Source organism: Dokdonia sp. MED134 (assembly GCF_000152925.2).
Lineage (GTDB): Bacteria > Bacteroidota > Bacteroidia > Flavobacteriales > Flavobacteriaceae > Dokdonia.
The window spans coordinates 2,777,542-2,794,153 of the sequence record NZ_CP009301.1; the positions used below are offsets into that span (position 1 = coordinate 2,777,542).

Sequence of the window (16,612 nt, forward strand, 5' to 3'; positions counted from 1 at the left end):
CTGCTATTTGATGGCTGAGAAAAATTTCATACTTTTGCCAACCCTTAAAATGGGTATATTAAGTAAATTAACAATTAGGTAGAAAGAAATTATGCCAACAATTTCACAATTAGTACGTAAAGGAAGAACCAAGATTACCAAGAAGAGTAAATCGGCGGCCCTTGAATCGTGCCCACAACGCCGCGGCGTATGTACTCGTGTTTACACGACTACACCTAAGAAACCAAACTCGGCTATGCGTAAAGTTGCGCGTGTTCGTTTAACAAATGGTAAAGAGGTGAATGCATACATCGGAGGAGAAGGTCACAATTTACAAGAGCACTCGATAGTATTGGTAAGAGGTGGAAGGGTAAAAGATTTGCCAGGAGTTAGATATCATATTGTACGTGGAGCCTTAGACACCGCTGGTGTTGCAGGAAGAACGCAATCGAGATCTAAATATGGTGCAAAACGCCCTAAGAAGTAAATCAACAACACTTTAAGAAGAAGTAATGAGAAAAAAACAGGCCAAGAAGAGACCTATTCTTCCAGATCCAAAATTTAACGATCAGTTAGTAACTCGTTTCGTTAATATGATGATGTGGAGTGGTAAGAAGTCTACAGCTTTTAAAGTATTTTATGATGCAATTGACATCGTAGAAGAAAAGAACACAAATGAAGAAAAAACAGCTTTAGAGCTGTGGAAAGATGCTTTATCTAACGTAATGCCTCACGTAGAAGTGCGTAGTCGTCGTGTGGGAGGAGCAACTTATCAGATACCAAACCAAATTCGTCCAGATCGTAAGATTTCTACTGCGATGAAGTGGTTAATTAGCTTTTCTCGTAAGAGAAATGAGAAGTCTATGGCTGCAAAGCTAGCTGCAGAGATTATGGCTGCGGCAAAAGAAGAAGGTGCTGCTGTTAAAAAGCGTGTTGATACACACAAAATGGCAGAAGCAAATAAAGCATTCTCACACTTTAGATTCTAAGAAATGGCAAGAGATTTAAAATTTACTAGAAATATTGGTATTGCGGCTCACATTGATGCTGGAAAAACCACTACTACAGAGCGTATACTTTATTATACGGGTGTAAGTCATAAAATCGGTGAGGTTCACGATGGTGCTGCAACGATGGACTGGATGGAGCAAGAACAGGAGCGTGGTATTACAATTACCTCTGCTGCAACTACTTGTACTTGGAAGTTCCCAATGGAGAACGCTAAGCCTCTTCCAGAAACTAAAGACTATCACTTTAATATTATTGATACTCCTGGTCACGTTGATTTTACGGTAGAAGTTAACCGTTCTTTACGTGTTCTTGATGGATTAGTATTTCTTTTTAGTGCTGTAGATGGTGTTGAGCCTCAGTCAGAAACTAACTGGAGACTTGCAGATAATTATAAAGTGCCTAGAATAGGTTTTGTAAACAAGATGGACCGTCAAGGTTCTAACTTCCTTGCTGTTTGTCAGCAGGTGAAGGATATGTTGAAGTCAAACGCTGTGCCTATCGTTTTAAACATAGGTGACGAGGGTGACTTTAAAGGTATTGTTGATCTTGTGAAGAACCGTGCAATTGTATGGCACGATGAAACTCAGGGGTCTACGTTTGACGTTATTGACATTCCTGAAGATATGAAAGAGGAAGCTCGTAAGTATCGAGCTATGCTTATTGAGGAGGTTGCAACATATGATGAAAACCTTCTTGAGAAATTTATGGAAGATGAAGATTCTATTACAGAAGAAGAGGTGCACGCTGCACTTCGTGCTGCTGTAATGGATATGGCGATTATCCCTATGATATGTGGATCTGCCTTTAAGAATAAAGGAGTTCAATTTCTTCTTGACGCAGTATGTCGTTACCTTCCTTCTCCTACAGATAAAGATGGTATCGTTGGGATTAACCCAGATACAGAAAAAGAAGAACTACGTAAGCCAGACGTAAAAGAGCCATTTGCTGCTCTAGCGTTTAAAATTGCAACAGATCCTTTTGTGGGTCGTCTTGCATTCTTCCGTGCTTACTCGGGTCGTCTAGATGCTGGATCATATATCTTAAATAACCGTTCAGGTAAAAAAGAGCGTATATCACGTATATATCAAATGCACTCTAATAAGCAAAATGCTATCGATTTCATCGAGGCTGGAGATATTGGAGCAGCAGTAGGATTTAAAGATATTAAGACTGGAGATACAATGTCTGATGAAAAGAACCCAATTGTTCTTGAATCTATGGACTTCCCAGATCCAGTAATTGGTATCGCTGTTGAGCCAAAAACTAAGGCAGATGTTGATAAGTTAGGTATGGCTTTAGCAAAACTTGCTGAAGAAGATCCAACGTTCCAAGTAAAAACAGATGAGGCATCAGGACAGACTATTATATCTGGAATGGGTGAGCTTCACTTAGATATTATTGTAGATCGTCTTAAGCGTGAGTTTAAGGTGGAAGTTTCTCAGGGTCAGCCACAGGTTGAGTACAAGGAGGCTATTACTCAAAAAGCACAGCACAGAGAGACTTATAAAAAGCAATCTGGTGGACGTGGTAAATTCGCAGATATCGTATTTACACTTGAACCAGCAGAAGAAGGCGCTGAAGGATTACAGTTTGAATCTACTATTAAAGGAGGTAACGTACCAAAAGAATTTGTTCCTTCTGTAGAGAAAGGATTCAAAATGGCAATGGTAAATGGACCTCTTGCAGGTTATGAGGTTGATGCTATGAAAGTAACATTAACAGATGGATCTTACCACGATGTAGATTCTGATCAACTTTCTTTCGAACTTGCTGCAAAGCTTGGATTTAAGAACGCTGCAAAAGCTGCAAAAGCTGTTATAATGGAGCCTATTATGAAGCTTGAAGTTATTACTCCAGAAGAAAATATGGGTGATATCGTAGGTGACCTTAACCGTCGTCGTGGTCAAGTATCTGATATGGGAGACCGTGCAGGTGCAAAGACAGTAAAAGCTACTGTGCCACTTTCTGAGATGTTTGGATATGTAACAACGTTACGTACGCTTTCATCTGGTCGTGCGACTTCAACTATGGAATTCTCGCACTATGCAGAAACTCCTTCTAATATTGCAGAAGAAGTAATCGCTGCCTCAAAAGGTACAAACGAATAATTACTAAGGAAATGAGTCAAAAAATTAGAATAAAACTAAAATCTTACGATCACAACTTAGTAGATAAGAGTGCTGAGAAAATCGTTAAGACTGTGAAGACGACAGGTGCTGTAGTAACTGGACCTATTCCGCTTCCAACACATAAAAAAATCTTTACTGTATTACGCTCTCCACACGTAAACAAGAAATCTCGTGAGCAGTTTGAGCTTAGCTCTTACAAGCGTTTACTTGATATCTATTCTTCTTCATCAAAGACTATTGATGCTTTAATGAAGTTAGAATTACCATCTGGAGTAGAGGTGGAGATTAAGGTGTGATAGGTGTTTACGCTTTCGCGAAAGCGTAAATAATAACCGCACTAACTTGTCCTGAGCTGCGCGCGAGGGAAAAACGGAAAACACACATTCAAGGTCGAACGTGTTCGGCCTTGTTTTTTGAATTGAATTTTAATAATTAATATTTATAAATATGTCTGGGTTAATCGGAAAGAAAGTAGGTATGACTAGCATCTTTGACGAGAACGGGAAGAACATTCCTTGTACAGTTATTGAAGCAGGTCCCTGCGTTATCACCCAAGTCAGAACCAAAGAAACTGACGGGTATGAAGCCCTTCAACTTGGTTTCGATGACGTTAAAAAGGCAAACAAAGCTGCTACTGGCCACGCCAAAAAAGCAGGAACTGTTGCTAAACGTAAAGTTGTCGAGTTTCAAGGATTTGAAGGAGAGTTTAAATTAGGAGATGCAATTACTGTAGATCATTTTGCTGAAGGAGAGTTTGTTGATGTATCGGGAACTTCAAAAGGTAAAGGATTTCAAGGGGTTGTAAAGCGCCACGGTTTTGCCGGTGTAGGTCAAGCGACTCACGGTCAACATAACCGTCTTAGAGCTCCTGGTTCTATTGGAGCAGCATCTTACCCTGCACGTGTATTCAAAGGAATGCGTATGGCAGGACGTATGGGTGGTGACAAAATAAAAGTTCAAAATCTTAAAGTATTGAAAGTAGTAGCTGAGAAGAACCTACTTGTAGTGAAAGGATGTGTTCCTGGTCACAAAAATGCTTATGTAATCATTCAGAAGTAATGAAGGTAGCAGTTGTAGATATCAAAGGAAAAGAAACAGGGAGAAAGGCAGACCTTTCTGATGCTGTTTTTGGAATTGAACCAAACAAGCACGCTGTTTACTTAGACGTTAAGCAATTTCTTGCAAACCAACGTCAAGGTACGCACAAGGCTAAAGAAAGAGCAGAGATCGCAGGATCTACTCGTAAGATCAAAAAACAAAAAGGAACAGGTACAGCTCGTGCGGGTAGTATCAAGTCTGGTGTTTTTAAAGGTGGAGGACGTATGTTCGGACCAAGACCGAGAAATTACTCTTTCAAATTAAATAAAGGATTAAAGAGACTTGCACGTCGTTCTGCACTTACAATGAAGGCTAACGATAACGCAATCACTGTAATAGAAGACTTCAATTTTGACGCTCCAAAAACAAAAGATTTTGTGAACGTTTTGAAAGCCTTAGGCTTAGAAAATAAAAAGTCACTAATAGTGTTGGGAGAGTCAAATAATAATGTATATTTGTCGTCGCGCAATTTAAAGGCCTCAAAAGTCGTAAAAAGCTCAGAATTAAGCACTTACGGTATTATGAATGCAAACAATGTTGTATTCTTAGAGGGTTCTTTAGAAGGTGTTGAGGCAAACTTAGCAAAATAAGACACGATGAGTATTTTGATAAAACCTGTTATTACAGAAAAAGCGACAAAAGATAGTGAGGAAATGAATCGCTATACTTTTGAAGTTAGTATGAGAACAAATAAGGTTGAAATTAAGAAAGCGGTAGAAGCTGCTTATGGTGTTTCAGTTGAAAAAGTTCGCACAATGAATGTCCGCCCGGATCGCAAGTCTCGTTATACGAAGTCTGGTGTTCTTTCTGGTAAAACAAATGCTATTAAGAAAGCAATTGTACAGCTGGCGGAAGGTGATACAATAGATTTTTATAACAACATTTAAGACAACAAAATGTCAGTAAGAAAATTAAAACCTATCACTCCTGGGCAGCGATTTAGAGTTGTAAATGGTTTCGACCAGATTACAACTGATAAGCCGGAAAAAAGCCTTTTGGCTCCGAAAAAACGCTCAGGTGGTAGAAACAATACGGGTAAAATGACAATTCGCCAAGTAGGTGGAGGTCACAAGAAGCGTTACCGTATTATCGATTTCAAACGTAACAAAGAAGGAGTTCCTGCGACTGTTGCGTCTATCCAGTATGATCCAAATAGAACTGCGTTTATCGCACTTCTTAACTATCAAGATGGAGAAAAGAGGTATATCATTGCTCAAAACGGTCTTCAGGTAGGTCAGAACTTAGTTTCTGGGTCTAATGTAGCGCCAGAGATTGGTAATGCGATGCCACTTTCAGATATTCCATTAGGTACTATAATCTCTTGTATAGAGTTACGTCCAGGTCAGGGAGCTGTTATGGCTCGTTCGGCTGGAGCATTTGCTCAGTTAATGGCTCGTGATGGTAAATTTGCAACTGTAAAGTTACCTTCAGGTGAGACAAGATTGATTCTTGCAACGTGTATGGCTACAATAGGAGCTGTGTCTAACAGTGATCACCAGTTACTTGTATCTGGTAAGGCTGGTAGAAGCCGTTGGTTAGGTCGTCGTCCACGTGTACGTCCAGTAGTGATGAACCCTGTTGATCACCCTATGGGAGGTGGTGAAGGAAAGTCTTCTGGAGGTCACCCTAGAAACCGTAATGGTGTACCTGCTAAAGGTTTCAGAACGCGTTCTAAGACGAAGTCGAGTAATAAGTATATTGTAGAACGTAGAAAGAAATAATAAGATATGGCACGTTCATTAAAAAAAGGACCTTACGTTCACTATAAGTTAGAAAAGAAAGTTGCTGCAAACGTAGAAGGCAATAAAAAGACTGTCATTAAGACTTGGTCTAGGGCTTCTATGATTACTCCAGATTTTGTGGGGCAAACTATTGCAGTACATAATGGTCGCCAGTTTGTACCGGTATATGTTACTGAGAATATGGTAGGTCATAAGCTAGGAGAATTTTCGCCTACGCGTTCTTACAGAGGACACGGAGCTGATAAGAAAAATAAAGGTAAAAGATAACAGGAGATGGGAGTTCGTAAAAAAGAAGCGGCAAATCGTCGCAAAGAGGCTAACAAGTCTATCGCTTTCGCGAAATTGAATAACTGCCCTACCTCTCCACGTAAAATGCGTCTTGTAGCAGATATGGTACGAGGAACGCAAGTGGAAAGAGCACTTCAGTTATTGAAATTTAGTAATAAAGAAGCATCACGTAAAGTTGAGAAATTAGTTCTTTCTGCAGTTGCAAACTGGGAAGCAAAGAATGAAGACGCAAGTATCGAAGATGCAAATCTTTTTATTAAAGAGATCAAGGTTGATTCTGGAACAATGTTAAAAAGATTACGTCCAGCACCACAAGGTCGCGCGCACCGAATAAGAAAACGTTCTAACCACGTAACAGTGGTTCTTGGAGCAAAAGATAACACACAAAGCAATTAATTAGATGGGACAGAAGACAAATCCAATCGGAAATCGCCTTGGAATAATCAGAGGATGGGAATCTAACTGGTACGGAGGTAATGACTACGGTGATAAACTTGCCGAAGACGATAAGATTAGACGTTATATTCACGCTCGTTTAAGTAAAGCTAGTGTGTCAAGAGTTATCATTGAGCGTACGCTTAAACTTGTAACCGTTACTATTACTACTGCAAGGCCTGGTATCATTATCGGGAAAGGTGGTCAGGAAGTAGACAAGTTAAAAGAAGAGCTTAAGAAACTCACAGGTAAAGAAGTACAAATTAATATCCACGAAATCAAACGTCCAGAGCTAGATGCATTTCTAGTAGGTCAGAGTGTTGCTCGTCAGATAGAAGGAAGAATTTCTTTCCGTCGTGCAATAAAGATGGCAATTGCGGCTGCAATGCGTATGAATGCTGAGGGTATTAAGATCCAGATTTCTGGACGTCTGAACGGTGCAGAGATGGCACGTACAGAGTCTTATAAAGATGGACGTATTCCTTTATCAACTTTTAGAGCCGACATAGATTATGCTTTAGTTGAAGCTCACACTACTTACGGTAGACTGGGTGTTAAAGTGTGGATTATGAAAGGTGAAGTATATGGCAAGAGAGAGCTTTCTCCTTTAGTTGGACTTCAAAACAGTAAGTCTAAAGGTGGCGGAGGTCGTAAGGATAACCGAGGACCACGTCGTAGAAAGTAATTTTTTAAAAAGACAGTAAAAAATGTTACAGCCTAGAAAAACAAAATTCCGCAAGCAGCAGAAGGGTCGTATGAAAGGACTAGCGCAAAGAGGGCACACGCTTTCTAATGGCCAGTTCGGTATAAAATCATTAGACTCAGCTTTTGTAACTGCGAGACAAATAGAAGCAGCTCGTATTGCAGCAACACGTTATATGAAAAGGGAAGGAACTCTTTGGATTAAGATCTTCCCGGACAAGCCTATTACAAAGAAACCTCTAGAGGTACGTATGGGTAAAGGTAAAGGTGCTGTAGAATATTGGGCAGCAGTTGTAAAACCAGGACGCATTATGTTCGAATTAGGAGGTATTCCTGAGCCAGTTGCAAAAGAGGCATTACGTCTTGCAGCTCAGAAATTACCAGTGAGAACTAAGTATGTCGTAGCTAGAGATTTTTCAGCTGAATAAATTTGAGTACTATGAAACAATCAGAGGTAAAAGGATTATCTACAGCAGAATTGCAAGAAGAGCTTGGTAAAGCAAAGAGATCTTATATGGATCTTAAGATGGCTCACGCTATCTCTCCACTTGACAATCCTATTCAATTGCGTTCTATGAGACGTACAGTCGCTAGAATTGCAACTGAATTAACTAAAAGAGAACAATAACGCTGCTTAAGATGGAAAAAAGAAATTTAAGAAAAGAGCGTGTTGGTGTAGTAACTAGTAACAAGATGCAAAAATCTATCGTTGTTGCCGAAGTTAAAAAAGTAAAGCACCCTATGTATGGTAAGTTCGTTTTAAAAACGAAGAAGTATGTAGCACACGACGAAACAAACGACTGCAACGAAGGAGATACAGTTAGGATAATGGAAACACGTCCTATGAGTAAATCTAAGACTTGGAGACTAGTAGAAATCATTGAAAGAGCGAAGTAATGTTACAGCAAGAATCAAGATTAAAAGTAGCAGACAATACAGGAGCAAAAGAAGTTTTGACTATCCGTGTATTAGGAGGTACTAAGAGAAGATATGCTTCTGTAGGAGACAAGATTGTTGTATCTGTAAAAGATGCAACACCTAATGGCCAGGTTAAAAAAGGAGCCGTGTCTACAGCAGTAGTTGTGCGTACTAAGAAAGAAGTACGTCGTCCAGATGGATCTTATATCCGTTTTGATGATAATGCTTGTGTTCTTTTAACTGCTCAAGGTGAGATGCGCGGTACTCGTGTATTTGGACCAGTAGCAAGAGAGCTTCGTGACAAACAGTTTATGAAGATTGTATCATTAGCACCAGAGGTGCTTTAATACAGAGAAGAAGATGACAAAGCTTAAAATAAAAACGGGAGATACTGTAAAGGTTATTGCTGGAGATCATAAAGGATCAGAAGGTAAAGTCGTAAAAGTATTTATCGAGAAGAACAAAGCAATCGTTGAGGGTGTTAATATGGTGAAGAAGCACGAAAAGCCTAGCGCCGCAAATCCTCAAGGTGGAATAAAAGAAAAAGAAGCGCCACTTCAAATATCTAACCTTTCCCTTTTAGATAAGGATGGTAAAACTACGAGAGTAGGTTACCGTATGGAAGATGGTAAGAAGGTACGCTTTGCAAAGTCTAACAACGAAATATTATAGTGATGGGATACGTACCAAGACTAAAACAAGAGTTTAATGACCGCGTGACGCCAGCCCTTCAAGAAGAGTTTGGATATAAGAACGTTATGCAGGTACCTCGTCTTAATAAGATTGTAGTATCTCGTGGTGTTGGAGCTGCGGTTGCAGATAAGAAGTTAGTTGAAAATGCTGTAGAAGAGCTTACTCTTATTACAGGACAAAGAGCTATCTCGACAATGTCTAAAAAAGACGTTGCAACATTTAAATTACGTAAAGGAATGCCTATTGGTGCAAAAGTAACTTTACGTGGGGAGCGTATGTATGAGTTTTTAGATAGACTTGTAACATCTGCATTACCACGTGTACGTGACTTTAACGGTATCAATGCAACAGGATTTGATGGACGTGGTAACTATAGTATGGGTATCACTGAGCAAATCATTTTTCCAGAGATCAACATTGACAGAATTAAGAAAATAGATGGTATGAACATCACTTTTCAAACATCTGCTCAAACTGATAAGGAAGCAAAATCGTTGCTTAAAGAACTAGGTTTACCTTTTAAAAAGAACTAAGATATGGCTAAAGAATCAATGAAAGCCCGTGAGGTAAAGCGTGCTAAAACTGTTGCAAAATATGCTGAAAAACGTAAAGCTTTAAAAGAAGCTGGAGATTACGAAGGATTGCAAAAGCTACCTAAGAACGCTTCACCTATACGTCAGCACAATCGTTGCAAACTTACAGGTCGTCCTAAAGGTTATATGCGTCAGTTCGGTATATCACGTGTGATGTTCCGTCAGATGGCTAACCAGGGGTTGATACCAGGTGTTAAGAAAGCAAGCTGGTAGATTAAAGAGTATAAATTGGTAGAAGGTTCTTTTTATGCTTTCGCGAAAGCGGAAATAGAGAAAACCACTACCGTAACTATAATTAAATGAATACAGATACTATTGCAGATTTTCTGACACGTGTGCGTAATGCATCGGCAGCAAATCACAGAGTGGTCGAGATTCCAGCATCAAACCTTAAGAAGGCGATGACTAAAATCTTATTTGACCAAGGTTACATCCTTAGCTACAAATTTGTAGAAGGTAAAGCGCAGGATACGATCAAGATTGCCTTGAAGTATGATCGCATTACTAAAGAAGCAGTTATTAAGGATATCCAAAGAATCAGTAAGCCTGGTTTACGTAAATATTCTTCATCTAGTGAGATACCTCGTATCTTAAACGGTTTAGGTATTGCTATTGTCTCTACTTCTAAAGGAGTTATGACAGGTAAGCAAGCGCAACAACATAATGTTGGAGGAGAGGTACTTTGTTACGTTTACTAATCAGATAAAAAGACAAAGACATGTCAAGAATAGGTAAAAGTCCAATTACAGTGCCAGAAGGAGTTACAGTAACTCTTGCTGATAACATTGTAACAGTAAAAGGAAAATTAGGCGAGCTTACGCAAGAGTACTCTGGTATTGAGATCAAAATCGAGGAGGGAGTAATTACTCTTGAGCGCGCATCAGATAAAAAAGACCTACGTGCAAAGCACGGTCTTTATAGAGCTCTTATCGCAAATATGATAGAAGGAGTTTCTAAAGGTTTTGAAAAGCAACTTGAGTTAGTAGGAGTAGGATACAGAGCAAGTAATCAGGGTAATAAACTTGATCTTGCTGTAGGTTTCTCTCACAACATCGTTTTAGATGTAGCTCCAGAAGTAAAAGTTGAGACAATCTCAGAAAAAGGTAAGAACCCTATAGTGAAGTTAACTTCACACGACAAGCAACTAGTAGGGGCTGTCGCTGCAAAGATTCGTGGTTTCCGTAAGCCTGAGCCTTACAAAGGAAAAGGAATCAGATTTGTAGGAGAGATAATAAGAAGAAAAGCAGGTAAATCTGCATAATACATAGAGAAATGGCATTATCAAAAAGTGAAAAAAGAAATAGAATTCACCTTAGAATTCGTAAGACTATTTCTGGATCTGCGGAGAGACCAAGACTCTGTGTATTTAGAAGTAATAAAGAGATTTATGCACAGTTAATAGACGACCTTAATGGGAAGACTATAACAGCTGCATCGTCACGTGATAAGGATATCGCTGCTGCGAAATCTAACAAATCTGAAACTGCAAAACTTGTAGGTAAGGCAATCGCCGAAAAAGCTACAAAATCTGGAGTTGAAGCTGTAGTATTTGATAGAGGAGGTTACCTTTACCACGGAAGAATTAAACAACTAGCAGAGGGCGCAAGAGAAGGCGGTCTTAAATTCTAATAAAGTTATGTATCAAGATTATAAAAACGTAGAGTTAGTAAAGCCAAGTGGCTTAGACTTAAAAGATCGTCTAGTAGGCGTTCAGCGTGTTACTAAGGTAACTAAAGGAGGTAGAGCTTTTGGATTTTCTGCTATAGTTGTAGTAGGTGATGAGAATGGTGTTGTAGGACACGGATTAGGAAAGTCAAAAGAAGTAGCATCTGCAATTGCAAAGGCTATGGAAGATGCTAAGAAAAACCTAGTGCGTATACCGCTTAACAAAGCAACTATCCCTCACGAACAGAAAGGTAAATTTGGAGGAGCTCGTGTATTACTTTTACCAGCAGCAGCCGGTACAGGAGTAATCGCAGGTGGTGCAATACGTGCCGTACTTGAATCTGTAGGTATACACGATGTACTTTCTAAGAATCAAGGATCTTCAAACCCACACAACGTAGTAAAAGCAACTTTTGATGCTTTATTACAATTAAGAAGTGCAGAGACAGTTGCAAAGCAACGTGGTATCTCACTTGATAAAGTGTTTAAAGGATAAATCAAGGAACAATGGCAAAAATCAAAGTAACAAAGGTGAAGAGCGCGATTAATCGCACACAGAACCAGAAGAGAATTTTAGAATCTCTTGGATTGAGAAAAATAGGCCAGGTAAAGGTGCACGAAAACACACCTAACATCCTTGGTATGGTAAATAAAGTAAGTCACTTAGTTTCTGTAGAAGAAGCTTAATATAAATAACAGATGGAGTTAAATAACTTAAGACCTGCAAAAGGCGCTGTTAAGAAAAACGACGGTCGTAAAGGACGTGGCCAGGCAACTGGAAACGGTGGAACAGCTGGTCGTGGACACAAAGGACAGAAGTCACGTTCTGGGTATAGTAAGAAAATCGGTTTTGAAGGTGGGCAAATGCCACTTCAACGTCGTGTACCTAAGTTTGGATTTACAAACATAAACCGTAAGGAGTATGCTGGTGTAAATCTTGACACATTACAAGAATATGTAGACGCTGGTCGTCTTACAGAAGAGGTTTCTATAGATACACTTATTGAAGCTGGTCTTGTAGGTAAAAACGATTTAGTAAAGATTTTAGGTAGAGGTGAGCTTAAGGCTAAAATCAAAGTAACTGCTCATAAATTTACTGCAACTGCAAAAGCTGCTGTTGAGGCTGCTGGTGGTGAAGCTGTAACTTTATAATCGATATAAGAGGATGAAATTTATAGATACAATAAAGAATATCTGGAAGATTGATGAGCTTAGGAATAGAATAATTCTTACGCTTACGCTTCTCCTCGTATATCGTTTTGGTGCACAAGTTGTACTTCCAGGTATAGATGCGTCACAATTGGGAGGTCTTCAAGCTTCTACAGACCAAGGGCTTTTAGGACTTTTGGCTGCGTTTACAGGAGGTGCCTTTTCTAATGCATCTGTATTCGCATTAGGTATTATGCCTTACATTTCTGCTTCGATTGTAGTACAGTTAATGGGTATTGCAATACCTTATTTACAAAAACTACAGAAGGAGGGAGAAAGTGGTCGTCGTAAGATTAATCAGATTACGCGTTGGTTAACTATCGCTATCTGTTTATTACAGGCGCCAGGGTACCTAGCTGCATTACCTGCACTAGGAGTACCTTCAACTGCTTTTGTAATGGGTCTTACACCTACATTCTACATTTCTTCAGTACTTATCCTTGTAACAGGATGTATCTTTGCGATGTGGTTAGGTGAGAAGATTACAGATAAGGGAATAGGAAACGGTATATCACTACTTATTATGGTAGGTATTATTGCAACTATGCCTATATCATTTGTACAAGAGTGGGTTGCCCGTGTTACTGAATCTAATGGTGGATTAATAATGATCCTTATTGAATTAGTAATTTGGTTTGTGATTATTCTTCTTTGTATCCTATTGGTTATGGCAGTGCGTCAAGTTCCTGTATCATATGCAAGAAGAACTGCAACTGGTGAGTATGAAAAGAATGCGTTTGGAGCTAGAAATTTTTTACCTCTTAAATTAAATGCTTCTGGAGTAATGCCAATAATATTTGCACAGGCTATTATGTTTGTACCTGGTCTTATTGGAGAAGCGAGTTTCCTTGCTGACACATCGGTAGGTACTTGGTTACAGACTAACTTTGGAAATAATATATTTGGATTTTGGTATAATTTAGTTTTTGGACTTTTGATTATTATCTTTACATATTTTTATACTGCGATTACAGTTCCTACCAATAAAATGGCAGAGGATCTTAAGCGTAGTGGAGGTTTCATTGCAGGGATTCGTCCTGGATCTGAAACAGCAGAGTATTTAGATAAGATTATGTCTCAGATTACATTGCCTGGATCTATATTTTTAGCACTTATCGCTATATTTCCTGCTATCGCAGTTAATGTTTTAGGTATGCAGCAGGGATGGGCTTTGTTTTATGGAGGAACTTCCCTACTCATTATGGTAGGAGTGGCAATAGATACTATGCAACAAGTGAATTCTTACCTACTTAATAAGCATTATGATGGTCTTATGAAGTCTGGTAAAAACCGTAAAGCAGTAGCATAATGGCAAAACAAGCAGCAATAGAACAAGATGGGTCTATAATAGAAGCATTATCAAATGCAATGTTTCGTGTAGAACTAGAAAATGGTCACGTTGTGACAGCGCATATCTCAGGTAAGATGCGTATGCACTATATTAAATTATTACCTGGGGATAAAGTAAAATTAGAAATGAGTCCTTACGATTTGTCAAAGGCTCGTATAACGTACCGCTACTAAGCGGAAAAAAGCTGGATATGAAAGTAAGAGCATCCATTAAGAAAAGAAGTGCCGATTGCAAGATCGTTCGTCGCAAAGGCAGATTATACGTAATAAACAAAAAGAACCCTAGGTTTAAACAAAGACAAGGTTAATAGTTATGGCTAGAATTGCAGGGATAGATATCCCAAAACAAAAGAGAGGTGTAATTGCATTAACGTACATCTTTGGAATAGGAAAAAGTAGAGCACAAGAAATACTTGCTACTGCAAATGTATCAGAAGATAAGAAAGTATCTGATTGGGATGATGACGAGATAGGTCGTATTCGTGATGCTGTTGGTACATTTACTATCGAAGGGGAACTTCGTTCTGAAGTATCTTTGAACATTAAACGTCTGATGGACATCGGTTGTTACCGTGGTATTCGTCACCGTGTAGGTCTTCCATTAAGAGGACAACGTACAAAGAATAACTCACGTACGAGAAAAGGAAAGCGTAAAACAGTTGCAAACAAGAAGAAAGCAACTAAATAATAAGGCATAATGGCAAAGCAAACTGCAAAAAAACGTAAAGTTGTTGTAGAATCAGTAGGAGAGGCGCACGTAACAGCTTCTTTTAACAACATCATCATATCGTTAACAAACAAAAAAGGAGATGTAATCTCTTGGTCATCTGCTGGTAAAATGGGCTTTAGAGGTTCTAAAAAGAACACTCCTTATGCTGCTCAAACTGCTGCAGAAGATTGTGCAAAGGTTGCTCACGAGGCAGGCCTTCGTAAAGTAAAAGTTTATGTAAAAGGACCAGGTAACGGACGTGAGTCTGCTATACGTGCTGTACATAATAGTGGAATTGAAGTGACAGAAATCATTGATATCACTCCAATGCCACACAACGGGTGTCGTCCTCCAAAGAGACGTCGCGTTTAATAAATAATTATTTAATTAATATCTCGAGGGAGAACGGTTTGCAAAGGATTGACCTTAATTTCTAACCACCCTCAAAACACACATTTAAAATGGCAAGATATACTGGTCCCAAAACAAAGATCGCACGTAAATTTAGCGAGGCAATCTTCGGAGAAGACAAATCTTTTGAAAAAAGAAATTACCCTCCAGGGCAACACGGAAACAACAGACGTAGAGGAAAAAAATCTGAATACGCTGTACAACTAGCTGAGAAGCAAAAAGCAAAGTATACTTACGGTATACTTGAGCGTCAGTTTAGAAATATGTATGACAGAGCAAACCGTGCTCCTGGAATTACAGGTGAAGTTCTTTTACAATTATGTGAGTGTCGTCTAGACAACGTTGTTTATAGAATGGGAATGTCTCCTTCTAGAAGCGGTGCACGTCAGTTAGTAGGACACCGTCATATTACTGTAAATGGAAACATTGTAAATATCCCTTCTTATCAAGTAAAAGCTGGTGATGTTATCGCTGTACGCGAAAAGTCTAAATCTTTAGAAGTAATTTCTAACTCACTTTCTAATGCAAGTCACGTTTTTGAGTGGATCACTTGGAACAACGATAAGAAAGAGGGAACATTTGTGGCAGTACCACAACGTCTTCAGATACCTGAAAACATCAACACACAGTTCATCGTCGAGCTGTACTCTAAGTAATAACCACTAAAGCTAGAAAACCGATATGGCAATATTAAATTTCCAGAAGCCCGATAAAGTCATTATGATTGACTCTACTGATTTTGAAGGTAAATTTGAGTTTAGACCTTTAGAACCAGGTTATGGTTTAACAGTAGGAAACGCTTTACGTCGTGTATTACTATCTTCATTAGAAGGTTTTGCAATTACATCTGTACGTATAGAAGGTGTAGACCACGAGTTTTCAACATTGGCTGGAGTAGTAGAAGATGTTACAGAAATTATACTTAACCTCAAACAAGTACGTTTCAAACGTCAGATAGAGGAGATAGATAATGAGACTGTAACTATATCTTTATCAGGTGTTGATCAATTAACAGCTGGAGATTTCCAAAAGTTTATTTCAGGATTCCAAGTGCTTAACCCAGATATGGTTATAGCAAATATGGATAAGAAAGTGAACCTTAATATGGAAATCACTATAGAGAAAGGACGTGGGTACGTTCCTGCAGAGGAGAATAAGAAATCTAATGCTCCATTAGGAACAATATTTACAGATTCTATTTATACACCTATCCGTAATGTAAAATACAGTATAGAAAATTACCGTGTTGAGCAAAAGACTGATTATGAAAAATTAGTCTTCGAAATAATTACAGATGGTTCAATCCACCCTAAAGAAGCACTTACTGAAGCTGCAAAAACACTTATCCACCACTTTATGTTATTCTCAGATGAGCGTATCACTCTAGAGGCAGATGAGATTGCACAAACTGAAACTTATGATGAGGAATCTCTTCATATGCGTCAGTTACTTAAAACAAAGCTTATAGATATGGATTTATCTGTACGTGCGCTTAACTGTTTAAAGGCTGCAGAGGTAGAAACGTTAGGAGATCTTGTTTCTTATAACAAGAATGATTTGATGAAGTTTAGAAACTTTGGTAAAAAATCACTTACTGAACTTGAAGAGTTAGTAAATGTAAAAGGACTAAGTTTCGGAATGGATCTAGCCAAATATAAATTAGATAAAGACTAGGTAGCT

General features: G+C 38.8%; 31 protein-coding genes. All 31 read left to right on the forward strand.

The features are described from left to right. Nucleotides 1-91: 91 nt before the first annotated feature. The 31 genes from rpsL (at nucleotide 92) to MED134_RS12360 (ending at nucleotide 16,606) form a co-directional block, all read left to right on the forward strand. Nucleotides 92-466: a 30S ribosomal protein S12 gene (gene rpsL, locus MED134_RS12215; protein ID WP_013751318.1), complete on the forward strand. Its 375-nt coding sequence runs from the start codon at nucleotides 92-94 to the stop codon at nucleotides 464-466. 25 nt (nucleotides 467-491) lie between these two features. Next, nucleotides 492-968 (forward strand): 30S ribosomal protein S7, encoded by a 477-nt coding sequence (gene rpsG / locus MED134_RS12220; protein WP_035327538.1) that lies wholly within the window; start codon nucleotides 492-494, stop codon nucleotides 966-968. Nucleotides 969-971: 3 nt separating this feature from the next. Then, nucleotides 972-3,098: an elongation factor G gene (fusA, locus tag MED134_RS12225; RefSeq protein ID WP_035327540.1), complete on the forward strand. Its 2,127-nt coding sequence runs from the start codon at nucleotides 972-974 to the stop codon at nucleotides 3,096-3,098. Between the two features lie 11 nt (nucleotides 3,099-3,109). Further along, a complete protein-coding gene (rpsJ, locus tag MED134_RS12230) occupies nucleotides 3,110-3,415 on the forward strand; it encodes a 30S ribosomal protein S10 (RefSeq protein ID WP_013073266.1) in 306 nt (101 codons plus the stop codon). 151 nt (nucleotides 3,416-3,566) lie between these two features. Then, nucleotides 3,567-4,178 carry a 50S ribosomal protein L3 gene (rplC, locus tag MED134_RS12235; protein WP_035327543.1) on the forward strand — a complete coding sequence of 204 codons (612 nt, stop codon included), beginning with the start codon at nucleotides 3,567-3,569 and terminating at the stop codon, nucleotides 4,176-4,178. Next, nucleotides 4,178-4,807 (forward strand): 50S ribosomal protein L4, encoded by a 630-nt coding sequence (gene rplD, locus MED134_RS12240; RefSeq protein ID WP_035327545.1) that lies wholly within the window; start codon nucleotides 4,178-4,180, stop codon nucleotides 4,805-4,807. The genes rplC and rplD overlap by 1 nt, the downstream gene beginning before the upstream one ends. A gap of 6 nt (nucleotides 4,808-4,813) precedes the next feature. Beyond that, the gene (gene rplW, locus MED134_RS12245) at nucleotides 4,814-5,104 is read left to right on the forward strand and encodes a 50S ribosomal protein L23 (RefSeq protein WP_035327547.1); all 291 of its coding nucleotides are present in this window, start codon (nucleotides 4,814-4,816) and stop codon (nucleotides 5,102-5,104) included. A gap of 9 nt (nucleotides 5,105-5,113) precedes the next feature. After that, nucleotides 5,114-5,938, forward strand: coding sequence for a 50S ribosomal protein L2 (rplB, locus tag MED134_RS12250; protein ID WP_035327549.1), 825 nt, complete (start codon nucleotides 5,114-5,116; stop codon nucleotides 5,936-5,938). A gap of 6 nt (nucleotides 5,939-5,944) precedes the next feature. After that, complete coding sequence (gene rpsS, locus MED134_RS12255; protein WP_035327551.1) at nucleotides 5,945-6,226, forward strand: 30S ribosomal protein S19; 282 nt, start codon at nucleotides 5,945-5,947, stop codon at nucleotides 6,224-6,226. Nucleotides 6,227-6,232: 6 nt separating this feature from the next. Continuing rightward, a complete protein-coding gene (rplV, locus tag MED134_RS12260; RefSeq protein WP_035327553.1) occupies nucleotides 6,233-6,643 on the forward strand; it encodes a 50S ribosomal protein L22 in 411 nt (136 codons plus the stop codon). A 4-nt stretch (nucleotides 6,644-6,647) separates the two neighbouring features. Next, nucleotides 6,648-7,367: a 30S ribosomal protein S3 gene (gene rpsC, locus MED134_RS12265; RefSeq protein WP_035327555.1), complete on the forward strand. Its 720-nt coding sequence runs from the start codon at nucleotides 6,648-6,650 to the stop codon at nucleotides 7,365-7,367. Nucleotides 7,368-7,389: 22 nt separating this feature from the next. Next, nucleotides 7,390-7,812, forward strand: a complete 423-nt coding sequence (gene rplP, locus MED134_RS12270; RefSeq protein WP_035327557.1) for a 50S ribosomal protein L16 — start codon at nucleotides 7,390-7,392, stop codon at nucleotides 7,810-7,812. Between the two features lie 11 nt (nucleotides 7,813-7,823). Next, on the forward strand, nucleotides 7,824-8,012 hold the full coding sequence (rpmC, locus tag MED134_RS12275; protein ID WP_035327559.1) for a 50S ribosomal protein L29: 189 nt from the start codon (nucleotides 7,824-7,826) through the stop codon (nucleotides 8,010-8,012). An 11-nt stretch (nucleotides 8,013-8,023) separates the two neighbouring features. Beyond that, on the forward strand, nucleotides 8,024-8,281 hold the full coding sequence (gene rpsQ, locus MED134_RS12280) for a 30S ribosomal protein S17 (RefSeq protein WP_013751331.1): 258 nt from the start codon (nucleotides 8,024-8,026) through the stop codon (nucleotides 8,279-8,281). After that, nucleotides 8,281-8,649 carry a 50S ribosomal protein L14 gene (gene rplN / locus MED134_RS12285; protein WP_035327562.1) on the forward strand — a complete coding sequence of 123 codons (369 nt, stop codon included), beginning with the start codon at nucleotides 8,281-8,283 and terminating at the stop codon, nucleotides 8,647-8,649. The genes rpsQ and rplN overlap by 1 nt, the downstream gene beginning before the upstream one ends. 13 nt (nucleotides 8,650-8,662) lie before the next feature. Beyond that, a complete protein-coding gene (gene rplX, locus MED134_RS12290; protein WP_035327563.1) occupies nucleotides 8,663-8,974 on the forward strand; it encodes a 50S ribosomal protein L24 in 312 nt (103 codons plus the stop codon). A 2-nt stretch (nucleotides 8,975-8,976) separates the two neighbouring features. Continuing rightward, a complete protein-coding gene (gene rplE, locus MED134_RS12295) occupies nucleotides 8,977-9,528 on the forward strand; it encodes a 50S ribosomal protein L5 (RefSeq protein ID WP_035327564.1) in 552 nt (183 codons plus the stop codon). A gap of 3 nt (nucleotides 9,529-9,531) precedes the next feature. Further along, nucleotides 9,532-9,801 carry a 30S ribosomal protein S14 gene (gene rpsN, locus MED134_RS12300; RefSeq protein WP_035327565.1) on the forward strand — a complete coding sequence of 90 codons (270 nt, stop codon included), beginning with the start codon at nucleotides 9,532-9,534 and terminating at the stop codon, nucleotides 9,799-9,801. Between the two features lie 86 nt (nucleotides 9,802-9,887). Beyond that, entirely contained in the window at nucleotides 9,888-10,286 is a 399-nt protein-coding gene (gene rpsH, locus MED134_RS12305; protein WP_038599609.1) for a 30S ribosomal protein S8, read from the forward strand. Between the two features lie 20 nt (nucleotides 10,287-10,306). Continuing rightward, nucleotides 10,307-10,849, forward strand: a complete 543-nt coding sequence (rplF, locus tag MED134_RS12310) for a 50S ribosomal protein L6 (protein ID WP_038599612.1) — start codon at nucleotides 10,307-10,309, stop codon at nucleotides 10,847-10,849. 11 nt (nucleotides 10,850-10,860) lie between these two features. Then, the gene (rplR, locus tag MED134_RS12315; RefSeq protein WP_038599615.1) at nucleotides 10,861-11,217 is read left to right on the forward strand and encodes a 50S ribosomal protein L18; all 357 of its coding nucleotides are present in this window, start codon (nucleotides 10,861-10,863) and stop codon (nucleotides 11,215-11,217) included. A gap of 7 nt (nucleotides 11,218-11,224) precedes the next feature. Then, complete coding sequence (rpsE, locus tag MED134_RS12320; protein WP_035327573.1) at nucleotides 11,225-11,749, forward strand: 30S ribosomal protein S5; 525 nt, start codon at nucleotides 11,225-11,227, stop codon at nucleotides 11,747-11,749. A gap of 11 nt (nucleotides 11,750-11,760) precedes the next feature. Next, nucleotides 11,761-11,940, forward strand: a complete 180-nt coding sequence (gene rpmD, locus MED134_RS12325) for a 50S ribosomal protein L30 (protein WP_035335938.1) — start codon at nucleotides 11,761-11,763, stop codon at nucleotides 11,938-11,940. Between the two features lie 12 nt (nucleotides 11,941-11,952). Further along, nucleotides 11,953-12,405, forward strand: coding sequence for a 50S ribosomal protein L15 (gene rplO, locus MED134_RS12330; protein WP_038599618.1), 453 nt, complete (start codon nucleotides 11,953-11,955; stop codon nucleotides 12,403-12,405). A gap of 13 nt (nucleotides 12,406-12,418) precedes the next feature. Further along, nucleotides 12,419-13,771 (forward strand): preprotein translocase subunit SecY, encoded by a 1,353-nt coding sequence (gene secY, locus MED134_RS12335; RefSeq protein ID WP_035327579.1) that lies wholly within the window; start codon nucleotides 12,419-12,421, stop codon nucleotides 13,769-13,771. After that, nucleotides 13,771-13,986 (forward strand): translation initiation factor IF-1, encoded by a 216-nt coding sequence (gene infA, locus MED134_RS12340; protein ID WP_013751343.1) that lies wholly within the window; start codon nucleotides 13,771-13,773, stop codon nucleotides 13,984-13,986. Before secY ends, infA begins: the two co-directional genes overlap by 1 nt. Nucleotides 13,987-14,003: 17 nt before the next feature. Beyond that, on the forward strand, nucleotides 14,004-14,120 hold the full coding sequence (gene ykgO, locus MED134_RS14995; RefSeq protein WP_010519235.1) for a type B 50S ribosomal protein L36: 117 nt from the start codon (nucleotides 14,004-14,006) through the stop codon (nucleotides 14,118-14,120). A 5-nt stretch (nucleotides 14,121-14,125) separates the two neighbouring features. After that, nucleotides 14,126-14,500 carry a 30S ribosomal protein S13 gene (rpsM, locus tag MED134_RS12345; RefSeq protein WP_038599622.1) on the forward strand — a complete coding sequence of 125 codons (375 nt, stop codon included), beginning with the start codon at nucleotides 14,126-14,128 and terminating at the stop codon, nucleotides 14,498-14,500. Between the two features lie 9 nt (nucleotides 14,501-14,509). Then, the gene (gene rpsK, locus MED134_RS12350; RefSeq protein WP_035327583.1) at nucleotides 14,510-14,893 is read left to right on the forward strand and encodes a 30S ribosomal protein S11; all 384 of its coding nucleotides are present in this window, start codon (nucleotides 14,510-14,512) and stop codon (nucleotides 14,891-14,893) included. Nucleotides 14,894-14,982: 89 nt separating this feature from the next. After that, nucleotides 14,983-15,588: a 30S ribosomal protein S4 gene (rpsD, locus tag MED134_RS12355; protein ID WP_038599625.1), complete on the forward strand. Its 606-nt coding sequence runs from the start codon at nucleotides 14,983-14,985 to the stop codon at nucleotides 15,586-15,588. Between the two features lie 25 nt (nucleotides 15,589-15,613). Continuing rightward, nucleotides 15,614-16,606: a DNA-directed RNA polymerase subunit alpha gene (locus MED134_RS12360; RefSeq protein WP_013751347.1), complete on the forward strand. Its 993-nt coding sequence runs from the start codon at nucleotides 15,614-15,616 to the stop codon at nucleotides 16,604-16,606. Nucleotides 16,607-16,612 lie beyond the last annotated feature (6 nt).